Source organism: Leclercia sp. EC_58 (genome assembly GCF_019584355.1).
Classification (GTDB): domain Bacteria; phylum Pseudomonadota; class Gammaproteobacteria; order Enterobacterales; family Enterobacteriaceae; genus Enterobacter.
Genome location: NZ_VDAM01000001.1, coordinates 4518257 through 4535286 on the forward strand (window position 1 = coordinate 4518257; position 17030 = coordinate 4535286).

Annotated in this window: 15 protein-coding genes; 3 read left to right on the plus strand and 12 right to left on the minus strand. The window is 57.8% G+C overall.

Annotated features, from left to right (window positions below; all coding sequences use genetic code 11):
• Nucleotides 1–107 precede the first annotated feature (107 nt).
• Nucleotides 108–3995 (minus strand): phosphoribosylformylglycinamidine synthase, encoded by a 3888-nt coding sequence (purL, locus tag FHC51_RS21905; RefSeq protein WP_220436596.1) that lies wholly within the window; start codon nt 3993–3995, stop codon nt 108–110.
• 268 nt (nt 3996–4263) lie between these two features.
• Between purL and mltF the strand changes: the two genes are divergently transcribed.
• Entirely contained in the window at nt 4264–5814 is a 1551-nt protein-coding gene (gene mltF, locus FHC51_RS21910) for a membrane-bound lytic murein transglycosylase MltF (RefSeq protein WP_103824602.1), read from the plus strand.
• Here mltF and tadA read toward each other — a convergent pair.
• The 4 genes from tadA to murQ are packed head-to-tail and all read right to left on the minus strand — an operon-like array spanning nt 5702 to nt 9167.
• Nucleotides 5702–6241, minus strand: coding sequence for a tRNA adenosine(34) deaminase TadA (tadA, locus tag FHC51_RS21915; RefSeq protein WP_114314212.1), 540 nt, complete (start codon nt 6239–6241; stop codon nt 5702–5704). The two genes, mltF and tadA, sit on opposite strands and share 113 nt — an antisense overlap.
• Before the next feature lie 30 nt (nt 6242–6271).
• Nucleotides 6272–6907 (minus strand): phosphatidylglycerophosphatase C, encoded by a 636-nt coding sequence (yfhb, locus tag FHC51_RS21920; RefSeq protein WP_103824600.1) that lies wholly within the window; start codon nt 6905–6907, stop codon nt 6272–6274.
• A gap of 3 nt (nt 6908–6910) precedes the next feature.
• Nucleotides 6911–8263 carry a PTS transporter subunit EIIC gene (locus tag FHC51_RS21925; protein ID WP_114385948.1) on the minus strand — a complete coding sequence of 451 codons (1353 nt, stop codon included), beginning with the start codon at nt 8261–8263 and terminating at the stop codon, nt 6911–6913.
• A 10-nt stretch (nt 8264–8273) separates the two neighbouring features.
• The gene (gene murQ, locus FHC51_RS21930; RefSeq protein ID WP_114314209.1) at nt 8274–9167 is read right to left on the minus strand and encodes an N-acetylmuramic acid 6-phosphate etherase; all 894 of its coding nucleotides are present in this window, start codon (nt 9165–9167) and stop codon (nt 8274–8276) included.
• Nucleotides 9168–9285: 118 nt separating this feature from the next.
• On the opposite strand from murQ, the gene FHC51_RS21935 reads away from it, so the two are divergent.
• Nucleotides 9286–10134 (plus strand): MurR/RpiR family transcriptional regulator, encoded by an 849-nt coding sequence (locus FHC51_RS21935; RefSeq protein WP_220436597.1) that lies wholly within the window; start codon nt 9286–9288, stop codon nt 10132–10134.
• A gap of 56 nt (nt 10135–10190) precedes the next feature.
• On the plus strand, nt 10191–10451 hold the full coding sequence (locus FHC51_RS21940) for a YfhL family 4Fe-4S dicluster ferredoxin (protein ID WP_103824596.1): 261 nt from the start codon (nt 10191–10193) through the stop codon (nt 10449–10451).
• Here the strand turns inward: FHC51_RS21940 and acpS are convergent.
• From acpS to lepA, 7 genes are all read right to left on the minus strand, one after another.
• Nucleotides 10448–10828 (minus strand): holo-ACP synthase, encoded by a 381-nt coding sequence (acpS, locus tag FHC51_RS21945; RefSeq protein WP_114314207.1) that lies wholly within the window; start codon nt 10826–10828, stop codon nt 10448–10450. The genes FHC51_RS21940 and acpS overlap by 4 nt on opposite strands.
• Entirely contained in the window at nt 10828–11559 is a 732-nt protein-coding gene (gene pdxJ / locus FHC51_RS21950; protein WP_220436598.1) for a pyridoxine 5'-phosphate synthase, read from the minus strand. The genes acpS and pdxJ overlap by 1 nt, the downstream gene beginning before the upstream one ends.
• A 23-nt stretch (nt 11560–11582) precedes the next feature.
• Nucleotides 11583–12293: a DNA repair protein RecO gene (gene recO, locus FHC51_RS21955; protein WP_220436599.1), complete on the minus strand. Its 711-nt coding sequence runs from the start codon at nt 12291–12293 to the stop codon at nt 11583–11585.
• Nucleotides 12294–12304: 11 nt separating this feature from the next.
• The gene (era, locus tag FHC51_RS21960) at nt 12305–13210 is read right to left on the minus strand and encodes a GTPase Era (protein ID WP_103180752.1); all 906 of its coding nucleotides are present in this window, start codon (nt 13208–13210) and stop codon (nt 12305–12307) included.
• Nucleotides 13207–13887, minus strand: a complete 681-nt coding sequence (rnc, locus tag FHC51_RS21965) for a ribonuclease III (RefSeq protein WP_103180753.1) — start codon at nt 13885–13887, stop codon at nt 13207–13209. The genes era and rnc overlap by 4 nt, the downstream gene beginning before the upstream one ends.
• A gap of 223 nt (nt 13888–14110) precedes the next feature.
• On the minus strand, nt 14111–15085 hold the full coding sequence (lepB, locus tag FHC51_RS21970) for a signal peptidase I (protein ID WP_103824593.1): 975 nt from the start codon (nt 15083–15085) through the stop codon (nt 14111–14113).
• Nucleotides 15086–15101: 16 nt separating this feature from the next.
• Nucleotides 15102–16901, minus strand: coding sequence for a translation elongation factor 4 (gene lepA, locus FHC51_RS21975; protein WP_103180755.1), 1800 nt, complete (start codon nt 16899–16901; stop codon nt 15102–15104).
• Nucleotides 16902–17030: the final 129 nt, after the last annotated feature.

The following is a 17030-nucleotide window of genomic DNA, read 5'->3' on the forward strand; positions in this document are numbered from 1 at the left end:
CGACACTGGGGAATTGCCGGGCGGCACTGCGTTTGTCCGGCCTACAAAATTTATCCGGCCTTTGTAGGCCCGGTAAGCGAAGCGCCACCGGGCACAACAACGATCTCTTAACCTAACTGCTTACGCGCGTTGCGGAAGATACGCATCCACGGGCTGTCCTCGCCCCAGTTTTCCGGGTGCCAGGAGTTGCTGACGGTGCGGAACACGCGCTCAGGGTGCGGCATCATCACCGTGACGCGACCGCTTTCGCTGGTCACCGCGGTGATCCCATTGGCAGAGCCGTTCGGGTTTGCCGGGTAGTTTTGCGTTACCTTGCCGAAGTTGTCGACAAAGCGCAGCGCCACCAGACCTTTACTCTCCAGCTCCGCCAGATGCGCGGCATCACGCAGTTCAACCTGCCCTTCACCGTGGGAGACAGCGATCGGCATCTGCGATCCTACCATTCCCTGCAGCAGCAGAGACGGGCTCTGGGTCACTTCCACCAGGCTGAAACGCGCTTCGAAGCGATCGGACTGGTTACGCACAAAGCGCGGCCAGGCTTCGCTGCCCGGGATCAGCTCACGCAGGTTCGACATCATCTGGCAGCCGTTACAGACGCCCAGCGCCAGGGTCTGTGGACGATGGAAGAAAGTTTCGAACTCATCGCGGACGCGTTCGTTGAAGAGGATGGATTTTGCCCAGCCCTCGCCCGCGCCCAGCACGTCACCGTAGGAGAAGCCGCCGCACGCCACCAGCGCCTGGAAATCAGCCAGACCGGTGCGCCCTGCCAGCAGGTCGCTCATGTGAACGTCGATGGCATCGAAGCCTGCACGGTGGAAGGCGGCCGCCATCTCAACGTGGGAGTTGACGCCCTGCTCACGCAGGACAGCCACTTTTGGACGCGCACCCTTCGCAATGTACGGCGCGGCAATATCTTCATTGATGTCGAACGACAGCTTCACGTTCAGGCCTGGATCGTTGTCGTTGGCTTTCGCCTCGTGCTCCTGATCGGCGCACGCCGGGTTATCGCGCAGACGCTGCATCTGCCAGGTGGTTTCCGCCCACCACATACGCAGCGTGGAGCGGCTTTCGGCAAAGACCGTCTGGCCATTCGCGTCGATAACAAAACGATCGCCGCTCACCGCTTTACCCAGATAATGTACGCAGTCGCCGAGACCGTACTGCGCCAGCAGCGCTTCCACTGCCTCGCGATCGGCCGCACGCACCTGAATCACGGCGCCCAGCTCTTCGTTGAACAGCGCAGCCAGATTATCGTTACCCAGAGAGGCAATATTCACTTCCACGCCGCAGTGGCCGGTGAAGGCCATTTCCGCCAGGGTGACCAGCAGGCCGCCGTCGGAACGGTCGTGGTAGGCCAGCAGTTTACGCTGCGCCACCAGCGCCTGAATGGCGTCGTAGAAGCCTTTTAGCTGCGCCACATCGCGCACGTCTGCCGCTTTGTCGCCCAGCTGGCGATAAACCTGCGCCAGTGCGGTGGCCCCCAGTGCGTTGTGACCTTTACCCAGGTCAATCAGCAGCAGGGCGTTGTCTTCGGTAGAGAGCTGCGGGGTAATGGTGTGACGCACATCTTCCACGCGGGCAAAGGCGGTGATCACCAGCGACAGCGGCGAAGTCATCTCGCGCTGTTCGTTACCTTCCTGCCAGCGGGTTTTCATCGACATGGAGTCTTTACCCACCGGAATGGTCAGGCCCAGCGCCGGGCAGAGCTCTTCACCCACCGCTTTCACCGCTTCGTACAGCCCGGCGTCTTCACCCGGGTGACCGGCTGCGGCCATCCAGTTGGCGGAGAGCTTGATACGTTTGATGTCGCCAATCTGGGTGGCGGCGATGTTAGTCAGCGCTTCACCCACCGCCAGGCGGGCAGAAGCGGCAAAGTCCAGCAGGGCCACCGGAGAGCGTTCGCCCAGCGCCATCGCTTCGCCATAGTAGCTATCGAGGCTGGCGGTAGTGACCGCGCAGTTCGCCACTGGCACCTGCCACGGGCCCACCATCTGATCGCGGGCGACCATGCCGGTCACGGTACGGTCACCGATGGTGACAAGGAAGGTTTTCTCCGCCACCGCCGGCAGATGCAGAACGCGGTTTACCGCCTCGGCAACGGTCACACCCTGCAGGTCGAGGGCTTTACCGCTCGCTTTGCGGGATTCAACGTCGCGGGTCATCTTCGGCGTTTTACCCAGCAGCACGTCCAGCGGCAGGTCAATCGGCTGGTTGTCGAAATGGGTATCGCTTAAGGAGAGGTGCATTTCTTCGGTGGCCTCACCGATCACCGCATACGGGGCGCGCTCGCGACGGCAGAGCTCGTCAAACAGCGGCAGCTGATCCGGGGCAACGGCCAGCACGTAGCGCTCCTGGGATTCGTTACACCAGATCTCCAGCGGACTCATGCCGGGTTCATCACTCAGGATGTCGCGCAGGTTGAAGCGACCCCCGCGGTTACCGTCGCTCACCAGCTCCGGCATGGCGTTGGAGAGACCGCCCGCGCCCACGTCGTGAATAAAGAGGATCGGGTTGGCATCGCCCAGCTGCCAGCAGCGGTCGATCACCTCCTGGCAACGGCGCTCCATCTCCGGGTTGTCGCGCTGTACGGAGGCGAAGTCGAGATCCGCATCAGACTGGCCGGATGCCATAGAGGAGGCTGCCCCGCCGCCCAGACCGATATTCATCGCCGGGCCGCCCAGCACGATCAGCTTGGCACCCACGACGATCTCGCCCTTCTGCACGTGATCGGCGCGAATATTGCCGATCCCGCCTGCCAGCATGATCGGCTTATGGTAGCCGCGCAGCTCTTCGCCGTTGTGGCTGTCCACCTTCTCTTCGTAGGTACGGAAGTAACCGTTCAGTGCCGGACGACCAAATTCGTTGTTAAACGCTGCGCCGCCCAGTGGGCCGTCGGTCATGATATCCAGCGCGGTAACAATACGCTCTGGTTTGCCAAAATCTTCTTCCCACGGCTGTTCAAAGCCCGGGATACGCAGGTTGGAGACGGAGAAACCGACCAGACCCGCTTTTGGTTTTGCCCCACGGCCGGTTGCGCCTTCGTCGCGGATTTCACCGCCGGAGCCGGTTGCAGCACCCGGCCACGGCGAGATCGCCGTTGGGTGGTTGTGGGTTTCGACCTTCATCAGGATATGCGCCGGCTCCTGATGGAAATCATAGCGCCCCGCTTCGCGATCGGCGAAGAAGCGGCCCACCTCGGAACCTTCCATGACTGCGGCGTTGTCTTTATAGGCCGACAGCACATGATCAGGGGTTTGCTCGAAGGTGTTTTTGATCATTTTGAACAGCGACTTTGGCTGTTGCTCGCCGTCGATAATCCAGTCGGCGTTGAAAATCTTGTGGCGGCAGTGCTCTGAGTTGGCCTGCGCGAACATATAGAGTTCGATGTCGTTCGGGTTGCGGTTCAGCTTAATGAACGCGTCCTGCAGATAGTCGATTTCATCTTCGGCCAGCGCCAGACCCAGACGCAGGTTGGCGTCAATCAGCGCCTGACGGCCTTCACCCAGCAGGTCCACGCTCTGCACGGGCGCAGGCTGATGGTGGGAGAAGAGCTGCTGCGCGTCGTCGAGAGAGGCAAACACGCTCTCCATCATGCGATCGTGCAGCTCGGCTGCCACAACGGCCCACTGGGCGTCGGTCAGGGTGGAGGCTTCAACGTAATAGGCCACGCCGCGCTCCAGACGGTTAATCTGGCTCAGACCACAGTTGCGGGCGATGTCGGTTGCTTTAGAAGACCAGGGGGAGATGGTGCCCGGACGAGGCGTAACCAGCAGAAGTTTACCGTTCGGGGTATGGCTGCTCAGGCTTGGGCCGTACTTCAGCAGGCGCTCAAGCCGGACTAAATCCTCTGACGTTAAGGGAGCATTCAGGTCAGCAAAATGGACATACTCAGCGTAAATATTGCTTACCGGAAGGTCGGCCGCCTGAAAACGTGCCAGCAGTTTGTTGATACGGAAGGCAGACAGTGCAGGCGAACCACGCAGAATTTCCATCATAAGTCTCTCGTCTTCGAAGCGCCGGAGGCGCTTACAGTGTGCGCAAGGGGGGAAAACGGGCGCCATTATAGTGGATCCTGCGCGCCGACGAAACCGTTTGCGTCGTAATAAAATCGTCGTCGTCATTTAACCATTGGTGTCGCCTTTCCCGCTAATAAGTTGCCAAGTGGCGTAACTTTACGCAAAATGCCGCGAAATCTTTGGTAATACTTGTTTTTACTGTGACGACTACAAACCAAAATAATACACAGCTCATAGAATCAACTTATTGAAAAAATTAAAGATTAATTATCTGTTCATCGGCATCGTGACCCTGCTGCTGGCAGCGGCCCTGTGGCCTTCAATCCCCTGGTTCGGTAAAGCCGAAAATCGCATCGCCGCCATTCAGGCGCGGGGGGAGCTGCGCGTCAGTACCGTGGCCTCTCCCCTCACCTACAGTGCGATCAACGATAAAGTCATTGGGCTGGATTACGAGCTGGCGCAGCATTTTGCTGACTATCTGGGCGTAAAGCTCAAGATTACGGTACGCCAGAACATCAGCCAGCTGTTTGACGACCTGGACAATGACAAGGCTGACATGCTGGCTGCTGGCCTGGTCTATAACAGCGAGCGCAGCAAAAACTATCAGCCAGGCCCAACCTACTACTCTGTCTCGCAGCAGCTGGTCTATCGCGTGGGCAGCCTGCGACCACGCACGCTTGCCGGGCTCACCGCCGAGCAGCTCACCGTTGCCCCGGGCCATGTCGTCATTGACGACCTTCGGGCACTGAAAGAAAAAAAGTACCCTGAACTTAGCTGGAAGGTTGATAAGAAGCTCGGCACCACGGCGCTGTTGGAACAGGTGACGGACGGGAAACTGCCCTACACCATCGCCGACTCGGTTGCCATCAGCCTGTTCCAGCGCGTTCACCCGGAGCTGGCCGTGGCGCTGGACGTCACTGACGAGCAGCCTGTCACCTGGTTCAGCCCTCTCGACGCCGACCAGACGCTCTCCGCCGCCATGCTCGATTTCTTTAACAGGATGAATGAAGACGGTACGCTGGCGCGTCTGGAGGAGAAGTACCTCGGTCACGGGGATGGCTTCGACTATGTCGATACCCGCAGCTTCCTGCGGGCGGTGGATAATGTCCTGCCGACGCTGAAGCCGCTGTTTGTGAAGTATGCCCAGGAGATTGACTGGCGACTGCTGGCCGCCATCTCGTACCAGGAGTCTCACTGGGACGCGCTGGCCACCTCGCCAACCGGGGTACGCGGCCTGATGATGCTGACCAAAAATACCGCCCAGAGCCTGGGCCTGACCGATCGTACCGATGCTGAGCAGAGCATCAGCGGCGGCGCGCGCTATCTGCAGGCGATGATGGACAGAGTGCCGGAGAGCGTCCCGGAAGAGGAGCGGATCTGGTTTGCGCTGGCGGCCTATAACATGGGCTATGCCCACATGATCGACGCCCGCGCCCTGACCGCGAAAACCAAAGGTAACCCCGACAGCTGGTCAGATGTAAAACAGCGTCTGCCGCTGCTGAGCCAGAAGCCGTATTACAGCAAGTTGACCTATGGCTACGCGCGCGGCCACGAGGCGTACGCCTACGTGGAAAATATCCGCAAATACCAGATAAGCCTGGTGGGGTATCTGATGGAGAAAGAGAAAGAGGCGCAGGCAGCCCAGCAGCTGGCCCAGGCCTATCCGGTGGTGGCACCGGATGAGCTTACTCACCCGATAACTTCGATTCTGCCTTTTGCTGCTTTTTCTGCTGACGCCGCATTCGAAAGAAGTCACTTAGCATCGCCGAACACGCTGGTGCCAGCACCTCTCCAATAACCTTGACCTGATGGTTCATGCCGGGGTGACTGAGCACGTCCAGCAGCGAACCTGCCGCACCGGTTTTTTCATCCCGCGCGCCATACACCACCGTACCGATCCGGCTGTGGATCATGGCGCCGGAGCACATGACGCAAGGTTCAAGAGTGACATACAGGGTGGTGTCCAGCAGGCGGTAGTTTTGCAGCACCAGTCCGCCCTGGCGCAGGGCCATAATTTCGGCATGGGCGGTGGGGTCGTGGCGACCAATCGGGCGATTCCAGCCTTCGCCGATCACCTGATTATTGTGTACCAGCACGGCACCGACCGGGACTTCGCCTTCATCCCAGGCACGTTGGGCAAGCTGGAGCGCATGGCGCATCCAGTATTCATGATTAAGTTCAGGGTCGGACAACGCAGCATACTCCAGTCTGAAAAGCGGGCGCATTATACACACCCGCTATGCATAATCACAAAATCATTCCAGTTGCTGAAGTTCGCCCAGCGGCGTGACGCGCCAGCGGTGCTGGCAGAAGTAGAGCAGCGGGTTATCCTGTTTGCTGTCGCTGTAGCCGCTGTAGAGCCGCAGCGGGGTGCCAATTTTCTTCTCCAGCTGTGCCACCTTCTCATGCCCAAGACAGCGCATGGTCAGCACCCAGCCGCCGTAGGCGCGGCCAATCTGGGTGGCGATCAGATTAACGCGCGGCAACCAGGGGGTATCAAAATAGACCTGTTCCACCAGCGGCTGCGGCGAGCCGGTGATGAGCCAGATGTCGGCATCGTTGGCGTCCAGGTAGTTTGTCAGCCGATCCTGCACCACCGGAAAGGCGGTGACATGCTCGCGAAACCAGGTGACAAACTCTTTCTCCAGCTGTTTAAGCCGGGCTTCGCTGTGGCCAAAGGTGCACCCCCACAGCAACAGGCTCATCGGCCAGCGAGCGGCGCGCCCCTTCACCAGCAACACGCCGCCAATGATCGGCAGCAAGGGCAATACGAGCAGGGCATTCAGGGGCTGTCGGCGCAGTAAATAGCGCATAAAGGTGCCGAACATATCCTGCTGATGCAGCGTTCCGTCCAGGTCAAAAAAGACAACACGACGCTCGTTATTTGCCAAACCTTACTCCTCTGGATCGTTAAACCCTAACAGCCAGGTAAACAGGAACCCGGCGATCACCGCTACCAAATAGCCTAACAGATAGAGCATGACTTTTCCGGTCACGATGGTTAATGCCAGCGGTAATCCGGAAATACCAAAGGTGATGACGGTCGCCACTTTCCAGTAACCGATCAGCGCCCCACCGACCGCGCCGCCCAGACAGGCCCCGATAAACGGCTTGCCGAGCGGGAGAGTGACACCAAAAATCAGCGGCTCGCCGATGCCCAGCAGCCCGACCGGCAGCGCCCCTTTGATCACCTTTTTCAGGCGTGCATTGCGGGTTTTCATCAGCACCGCGATGGCCGCGCCGATCTGTCCGACCCCGGCCATTGCCAGGATAGGCAGCAGGGCGTTGTAGCCGTGCGCCTGCACCAGCTCAACGTGGATCGGCACCAGCCCCTGATGTAAACCGGTCAGCACCAGCGGCAGGAAGGTGCCCGACAGCACTGCCCCTACCAGGAATCCACCGCGATCGATAGCCCAGGAGGCACCGTGGGCGATGGACTCCGATATCCAGCCTCCCAGCGGCTGCAGGGCGATGATGGCGATACTGCCGGTGATAAGCGTGGTCAGCAGCGGGTTGAGGATCAGCTCCAGGGAGCCTGGCAGGATATTACGCAGCTTTTTCTCAAGCCAGCACATCAGCACCACCACCAGCAGCACGGCGATCACCCCGCCGCGCCCCGGCTGCAGCGCTTCGCCGAACAGGGTGATTTGCGCCAGCTGCGGGCTGGAGAGAATGCCGGCCATCACCCCGCCTAACGCCTGCGAGCCGCCAAACACTTTGGCGGTATTCACCCCCACCAGAATGTGCATGATGGCAAAGACCGCGCTGCCGAAAATGCCGAGGATCCCGAGCAGGTTTGGATATTGGGTCGCAAAATCCCCGACAATGTCCGGGCGTTTCAGGATATTGATAATGCCGGTGATGAGCCCTGAAGCAATAAAGGCTGGAATGAGCGGAATAAAGACATTTGCCAGCATGCGTAGCGCATCGCTCATCGGGGCTTTATATTTCGCTTTTGCCTGCGCTTTGGTGCGCTCGGCATCATCAATCACCGCCCCGCCCATCAGGGAGCGCATGGCATCCACCACCTGCGCGGCTTTACCGGGCCCGACGATAAGCTGGTGCTGCTCCCCCTGCTTTACGTATCCGCTGACGCCAGGCAGTTTTTTCAGGGTGGCCGGATCGAGCTTGTCGTCATCCTGAACTTCCACCCTCACCCGCGTCATACAGTTTTCCAGACGCCGTATATTTTTTTCCCCGCCGATCCCCGCAAGAATACCGCTGGCGAGCGCTACTGTTTTTTCCATGTACGCCTCTTTAGTTTTCTAATGCCGCACGTAAGAATCCCTGATGCGCGTCAAGCCTGGCGCGCGCCGCAGCGGCATCCAGCCCGCTTAAAATCATCAGAATGGCCGGTTTGACGTCATACCCGGTCTGCTGCAGTACCTTTTCCGCCTCTTCGCGGGAGGCGCCGGTGGCTTCGACCACCATGCGGCACGCCCGATCAATGAGCTTCACGTTGGTCGCTTTCATGTCCACCATCAGGTTCTGGTAGACCTTACCGAACTTCACCATTGCCCCGGTGGAGATCATATTCAGCACCAGCTTTTGCGCCGTGCCGGATTTCAGGCGGGTGGAGCCGGTCAGCGCTTCCGGGCCGACAACCGGCGAGATGGCGATCGTCGCCACCTGGGCAATGGGTGAGCCTGGATTGCAGGAGATGGCCACGGTAGTGCAGCCGGTCTGGTTCGCATACTCCAGCCCGCCAATCACGTACGGCGTGCGCCCGGAGGCCGCCAGCCCGACCACCAAATCCTGCGCGGTCAGATTAAGTGCTTTGAGATCGTCTTCACCGAGCTGCTTGCTGTCCTCTGCCCCTTCCACCGCTTTCAGCAGTGCCCCCGGCCCACCGGCGATGAGGCCGATGACCAGGCCATGTGGTACGCCAAAGGTGGGTGGGCACTCTGAAGCATCCAGCACCCCCAGACGCCCGCTGGTGCCCGCCCCCATATAGATAATGCGTCCCCCCGCTTTCAGCGCGTCTGCCGCGGCATCCACCGCTTTTGCCACCTCGGGCAATGTTTCTTTCACTGCCTGCGCGACCAGCGTATCCTGTTGGTTGAAGCGATGAACAAGGTCAAGCGTGGAGAGTGCATCCAGGTCGAGGGTTTGTGGGTTGCGTGATTCTGATACCAGTGAGCCGAGATTCATTTTTTTGTGCCTCAAGAATTTTTAATTCACAATAAGCGCATTATCATGGAATATAAAATTCATTCAGGCGAGCAGAATTCGCAATTGCTGCAGTCATCACATTTCGCCAGGAGTCCCTATGAACTGTCTAATTCGCATCCGCCAGCGATACGCGGGTTTTGCCCAGAGCGATAAAAAGCTGGCGGATTTTTTACTCTCGCAGCCCGATCGTGCCCGCCATTTAAGCTCCCAGCAGCTTGCCAGTGAGGCGGGCGTGAGCCAGTCAAGCGTGGTGAAATTCGCACAAAAGATTGGTTTCAAAGGTTTTCCCGCCCTGAAACTGGCGCTCAGCGAGGCGCTGGCCAGCAACCCGAATCCGCAATCCATGCCGGTGCACAATCAGATCCGCGGCGACGATCCGATGCGCCTGGTGGGTGAAAAGCTGATCAAAGAGAACATCGCTGCGATGCACGCCACGCTGGACGTCAATAGCGAAGAGAAGCTGCTGGAGAGCGTGGCCATGCTGCGGGCGGCAAGACGGGTGATCCTAACCGGCATCGGCGCCTCGGGGCTGGTGGCGCGTAACTTCGGCTGGAAGCTGAATAAAATCGGCGTGATTGCCATTGTCGAACAGGAAATGCATGCCCTGCTGGCTACCGTACAGGCGATGGAGCCTGACGATCTGCTGTTGGCCCTCTCCTATTCCGGCGAACGCCGCGAGATTAATCTGGCCGCCGATGAAGCGCTGCGCGTGGGGGGCAAAATTCTGGCGATCACCGGCTTTACCCCCAATGCCCTGCAGCAGCGGGCCACGCGCTGTCTGTATACCATTGCCGAAGAGCAGGCCACCCGCAGCGCGGCGATCTCGTCCACCAGCGCGCAGATGATGCTGACCGATCTGCTGTTTATGGCGCTGGTTCAGCAAGATCTGGAGCATGCCCCGGAACGTATTCGCCATAGCGAGGCATTGGTAAAAAAACTGGTTTGAACAGACAATGAGCGTATAATGCCCGCCCTGTTTGTGTTGTTTCTGAGAATTTCCTGATGGCGCTGTTAATCACCAAAAAATGCATCAATTGCGATATGTGCGAACCCGAATGCCCTAACCAGGCAATTTCAATGGGAGAGAGCATTTACGAGATTAACAGCGACCGCTGCACCGAGTGCGTGGGTCATTATGAGACGCCAACCTGCCAGAAGGTGTGCCCGATCCCCAATACTATCCTGAAAGATCCGGCACATCCTGAATCGGAAGAGCAGCTGTGGGACAAGTTCGTTCTGATGCACCACGCCGATAAGATTTAACTTTCGATAATCACCGTGGCGCAAGCGTAATGGCGCTCATCCGCCAGCGTTACATGCATGTGCGCCACGCCCAGCTTTTCGGCCAGCCTTAACGCCTCGCCCCACAGCCTGAGGCGCGGTTTGCCCAGCTCATCGTTAAAGACTTCGAACTGATTGAACGCCAGACCGTTGCGGATCCCCGTCCCGAAGGCTTTTGCCGCCGCCTCCTTCACTGCAAAACGTTTGGCAAGAAAACGCACCGGTTGCTGGTGCGCTTCCCAGATGGCCCACTCGTTATCGCTGAGCACCCGACGGGCAAGGCGATCGCCGCTGCGGGCAATCACCGCTTCGATGCGGGCGATCTCAACGATATCCGTGCCTAAGCCAAGAATGGCCATTAGTTGCGGGCTTCCAGCATCAGGCGCTTCATCTCTGACACCGCCTCTTTCAGACCGCTCATCACCGCGCGCCCGATAATCGCATGGCCGATGTTCAGCTCGTGCATCTCCGGGATCGCCGCAATGGCCTTAACGTTGTGGTAGGTCAGACCGTGCCCGGCATTCACCTTCAGGCCCAGACCCGCCGCGTAGGTTGCCGCTTTGGCGATGCGATCGAGCTCTTTCGCCTGGGTCGCTTCGTCTTCAGCATCGGCGTAGCAGCCGGTGTGGATCTCAATAAACGGCGCGCCAACGTCGGCGGCGGCTTTGATCTGCGCTTCATCGGCATCGATAAACAGCGATACCAGGATCCCGGCATCGGCCAGGCGTTTGCAGGCGTCACGCATCTTATCCAGCTGACCGGCCACATCCAGCCCGCCTTCGGTGGTCACTTCCTGGCGCTTCTCCGGCACCAGGCAGCAGAAGTGCGGTTTGGTCTCAACGGCAATCGCCAGCATCTCTTCGGTGACGGCCATCTCCAGATTCATGCGGGTGTCCAGGGTCTGGCGAAGGATGCGCACATCGCGGTCGGTAATATGGCGACGGTCCTCGCGCAGATGTACGGTAATGCCGTCGGCACCCGCCTGCTCGGCGATAAAGGCCGCCTGGACCGGGTCAGGATAGGCGGTTCCGCGCGCATTGCGCAGCGTGGCAATATGGTCAATGTTGACGCCTAACAGTAATTCAGCCATGACAATCCTCGGTTTCTCGTTGTTCATTTACGCTTTGGCATAAACTGCCTGAATAATTCGCGGCTCTTTAAGGGCTTGCCACCAAGATACGGCTTGAGCGCAATACGGGTAAAGCGTTTTGCCGCCCGCAGAGTGCTGGCGTCCGGAAATTCGCGTTCCGCCAGCGCCCGCAGATCCCGCCCGGTAAAGGTACTGTTGTCGATGACCACGCTGGCGATAAAGCCTTTCTCCTCACGATAGCGGTATGTAATGGTGTCTTCGACCGGCTCGCCGCTACCCGCGCAGTGCAGAAAATCAACCCCATACCCCAGGTGCCCAAGCAACGCCAGCTCAAAGCGGCGCAGCACAGGTTCGGGCGAGCCGCTCACGCCAGCCAGCGCCTGGATACAGTGCAGATAATCGAAAAAGAGTTCAGAGAAGCGGGTCTCATGTTCAAGCACGCGCGTGATCAGCTCGTTCACATACAGACCGCTGTAGAGCGTAATACCAGAGAGAGGGAGCGCCAGAGAGACGGCTTCAGCACTGCGCAGGGTTTTCACTTCCCCACGTCCGCCAAAGCGCACCAGCAGCGGTGTAAAGGGCTGTAGTGCACCCTTCAGGTTAGAACGTTTGGAACGTGCGCCTTTGGCAACAAGGCGCACGCGGCCTGACTCTTCCGTGAAGACGTCCAGCATCAGGCTGGTTTCGCTCCAGGGACGACTATGAAGGACAAAGGCTCTTTGCCATCCATCCACGTTTTAGTGGCTTATACGTCGTCGCCGTAACCAAGACTGCGCAGTGCGCGCTCGTCATCGGCCCAGCCAGATTTCACTTTCACCCACAGTTCCAGGTGAACCGGCGCTTCAAACATCTCCTGCATGTCCTTACGGGCTTCAATACCGATGGTTTTAATCTTGGCGCCTTTGTTGCCAATCACCATCTTCTTCTGCCCTTCGCGCTCAACGAGGATCAGCCCGTTGATGTCATACCCGCCGCGCTCGTTAGTCTGGAAACGTTCGATTTCAACGGTGACAGAGTACGGCAGTTCCGCGCCGAGGAAACGCATCAGCTTCTCACGGATGATTTCAGACGCCATAAAGCGCTGAGAACGATCCGTGATGTACTCTTCCGGGAAGTGATGAATCGCTTCCGGCAGATGCTTGCGCACGATGCCCGCGATGGTGTCGACGTTCAGACCGGTCTCGGCAGAGAGCGGGACGATATCGAGGAAGTTCATCTGGCTACCCAGCCACTGCAGATGCGGCAGCAGGTCGGCTTTTTCCTGCACGTTGTCCACTTTGTTGACCGCGAGGATCACCGGCGTTTTACCGTCACGCAGTTTGTTCAGCACCATCTCGTCGTCCGGGGTCCAGCGGGTACCTTCGACAACGAAAATCACCAGCTCAACGTCGCCGATAGAGCTGCTCGCCGCCTTGTTCATCAGACGGTTAATGGCGCGCTTCTCTTCCATATGCAGTCCGGGGGTATCGACATAAATCGCCTGATATGCCCCTTCGGTATGGATACCGACAATGCGGTGACGCGTGGTCTGCGCCTTGCGGGAGGTAATAGAAATCTTTTGCCCCAGCAGATTATTCAGCAGGGTTGATTTGCCTACGTTCGGACGTCCAACGATGGCAATAAATCCACAATAACTTTTTTCTTCGCTCATTCCAGCTCCAGCATTTTCAGCGCCTGTTCGGCGGCAGCCTGTTCCGCCTTACGACGGCTTGAACCTGTGCCAACCACCGGTTCACTCAGGCCACTGACCTGGCAATGGATGGTAAACTCCTGATCGTGTGCTTCGCCACGAACCTGCACCACCAGATAAGATGGCAGCGGCAGATGGCGACCCTGCAAATACTCCTGCAAACGGGTTTTTGGATCTTTCTGTTTATCACCCGGGCTGATCTCATCCAGACGCGTCTGATACCAGTTAAGGATCAGCTGCTCCACCGTCTGGATATCGCTGTCGAGGAAAACACCACCGATTAACGCTTCGACCGTATCCGCGAGAATAGATTCACGACGGAAGCCGCCGCTTTTCAGTTCGCCAGGCCCGAGTCGCAGGCATTCACCCAGTTCAAATTCACGGGCAATTTCGGCAAGCGTATTGCCACGTACCAGCGTTGCACGCATGCGGCTCATATCGCCTTCATCCACACGCGGGAAACGGTGATAAAGCGCATTCGCAATAACAAAACTTAAAATGGAGTCGCCCAGAAATTCGAGTCGCTCATTGTGTTTGCTGCTGGCACTGCGATGGGTTAATGCCTGTTGCAACAACTCCTGATGCTGAAAAGTGTAGCCCAGCTTCCGTTGAAGCCGATTAATTACGATGGGGTTCATGCGATACCAATAGAATAAATGCGTCAAAAATGCAGCACACGAAACCGTCCTGAGAAAGCCAACGCGGTTTCGTGTGCCGTGGCACTGAATCAGCGCCAACCTTAAACTTCGGGGGAATATTCTATACGCAACGACAGGGGTTGTCGTTAGTCAGAAGAGATTTATCAGTGAAATAATTCACGTAGCCTCTGGTTAAAGAGGCTACGTGCTCATTTATCAGGAATTAATGGATACCGCCAATACGATTTAACCGTACGCCGGTTGGCCATTCGCCTTCCTGTTTCTCGAAGCTCATCCAGATGGTGGTGGCTTTACCCACCAGGTTCGCTTCCGGCACAAAGCCCCAGTAACGGCTGTCCGCGCTGTTGTCGCGGTTATCACCCATCATGAAGTAGTGTCCCGGTGGCACGATCCAGGTCGCCAGCTGCTGCCCCTTCTGCTGATAGTACATGCCCAGCTGATCCTGCGCGATGGAGACGGTCAGGATACGGTGCGTCACATCGCCCAGGGTCTCTTTACGCTCGTTCAGACGAATACCGTTCTCTTTGGTCTCGCCTTTCGGCAGCTGGAAGAAACCGCTGGTCGCTTCGCCGCCGTTGCGACGGGCAAAGGTCTGCACAAAGTCGCTTGGCTCAACGCCGGAATAGGTCACCGGTAATGCGCTACCGCAAGCGGTGCCGGAACTGCAGCCAGGCTGAACCGTCACCTCTTTGGAAACCGGATTATAGGTCACCTTATCACCCGGTACGCCAACGGTACGTTTGATGTAATCCAGACGCGGATCGTCCGGATATTTGAACACCACGATATCGCCGCGTTTTGGATGGCCGGTTTCGATCAGCGTCTTCTGGTAGATCGGATCTTTAATGCCATAAGCAAACTTCTCGACCAGAATAAAATCACCGATCAGCAGCGTTGGCATCATCGAACCGGATGGGATCTGGAAAGGTTCATAGATAAACGAACGTACCACCAGCACAATGGCCAGCACCGGAAAGACCGAAGCGCCCGTTTCCAGCCAGCCCGGCTTAGGGCTGACTTTCTTCAGGGTATTCGGGTCCAACTGATCGCCCGTGGCAGCCTGCGCGGCGGCCTGACGTTCGCGACGTTTCGGAGCAAAGATAAACTTATCCAGACACCACAACAGCCCCGTCACCAGTGTGGCAATCACCAGGATCAGGGCAAACATGTTCGCCATGCCAACTCCTTAAGGGTTATTTTCCGTCTTTACCAACGTGCAGAATGGCGAGGAACGCTTCCTGCGGCAGCTCAACGTTACCGACCTGCTTCATACGCTTCTTACCTTCTTTCTGCTTCTGGAGCAGCTTCTTCTTACGGCTGACGTCACCGCCATAGCATTTTGCCAGAACGTTTTTACGCAGCTGTTTCACCGTAGAACGGGCGATAATATGGTTGCCAATGGCCGCCTGAATCGCAATGTCGAACTGCTGGCGTGGGATGAGATCTTTCATCTTCTCGACCAGTTCGCGACCGCGATACGGGGCGTTGTCGTTGTGGGTGATCAGCGCCAGCGCATCGACGCGCTCGCCGTTGATCAGCACGTCCACACGCACCATGTTGGAAGCCTGGAAGCGTTTGAAGTTGTAATCCAGCGACGCATAACCGCGTGAAGTTGACTTCAGACGATCGAAGAAGTCGAGCACCACTTCCGCCATCGGGATTTCATAGGTCAGCGCCACCTGGTTACCGTGGTAAACCATGTTGGTCTGCACACCACGTTTTTCGATACACAGCGTGATGACGTTACCGAGGAACTCCTGCGGCAGCAGCATGTGACACTCGGCGATCGGCTCGCGCAGCTCATGAATATTATTCAGCGGCGGCAGCTTGGATGGGCTGTCGACGTAGATAACCTCTTTCGAGGTGGTCTCGACTTCATACACTACCGTCGGTGCAGTGGTGATCAGATCCAGATCGTATTCACGCTCCAGACGCTCCTGGATGATCTCCATGTGCAGCAGGCCGAGGAAGCCACAGCGGAAGCCGAAGCCCAGCGCCGTCGAGCTTTCTGGCTCATAGAACAGGGAAGCATCGTTCAGGCTCAGCTTGCCGAGCGCGTCACGGAAGTTCTCATAATCGTCAGAGCTTACCGGGAACAGACCGGCGTAAACCTGCGGTTTCACCTTTTTAAAGCCTGGCAGCGCTTTTTCTGCCGGGTTACGGGCGCCCGTCAGGGTATCGCCCACTGGCGCGCCGAGGATGTCTTTGATCGCACAAACCAGCCAGCCTACTTCGCCGCACTTCAGCTCGGTACGGTCGACCTGTTTTGGCGTGAAGATACCCAGACGGTCAGCGTTGTAAACCTGTCCGGTGCTCATCACTTTGATCTTGTCGCCTTTACGCATGGTGCCGTTTTTAATACGCACCAGCGAGACAACGCCGAGATAGTTATCGAACCAGGAGTCGATGATCAGCGCCTGCAGTGGCCCCTCCGGATCGCCTTCCGGCGCCGGGATGTCACGCACCAGACGTTCCAGCACGTCGGTTACACCGACGCCGGTTTTCGCCGAGCAGCGCACGGCGTCGGTCGCGTCGATGCCGACGATATCTTCGATCTCTTCCGCAACGCGCTCAGGGTCAGCGGCTGGCAGGTCGATTTTGTTCAGTACCGGCACCACCTCGAGATCCATTTCCATCGCGGTATAGCAGTTAGCCAGGGTCTGGGCTTCTACGCCCTGCCCGGCATCAACCACCAGCAGCGCGCCTTCACAGGCCGCCAGCGAACGGGAAACTTCATAAGAGAAGTCAACGTGGCCTGGGGTGTCGATAAAGTTAAGTTGGTAGGTTTCACCGTCAGACGCTTTATAGTCGAGCGTAACGCTCTGCGCTTTAATGGTAATACCGCGTTCGCGTTCCAGGTCCATGGAGTCCAGTACCTGGGCTGCCATTTCACGATCAGACAGGCCACCGCAAATCTGGATAATACGGTCAGACAGCGTCGACTTACCGTGGTCAATGTGAGCAATGATCGAAAAGTTACGTATGTTCTTCATATAGTTAAATAATTATGCCTTACGAATTCCTGGAGGCCGCTGTTCTTAGCCTGACGTTTTTCAGTGCGAAAACGCAGCATTCTACACTACATCTCCGTCACCAGGAAATGCTCTTCCAGCAAGCTTAGC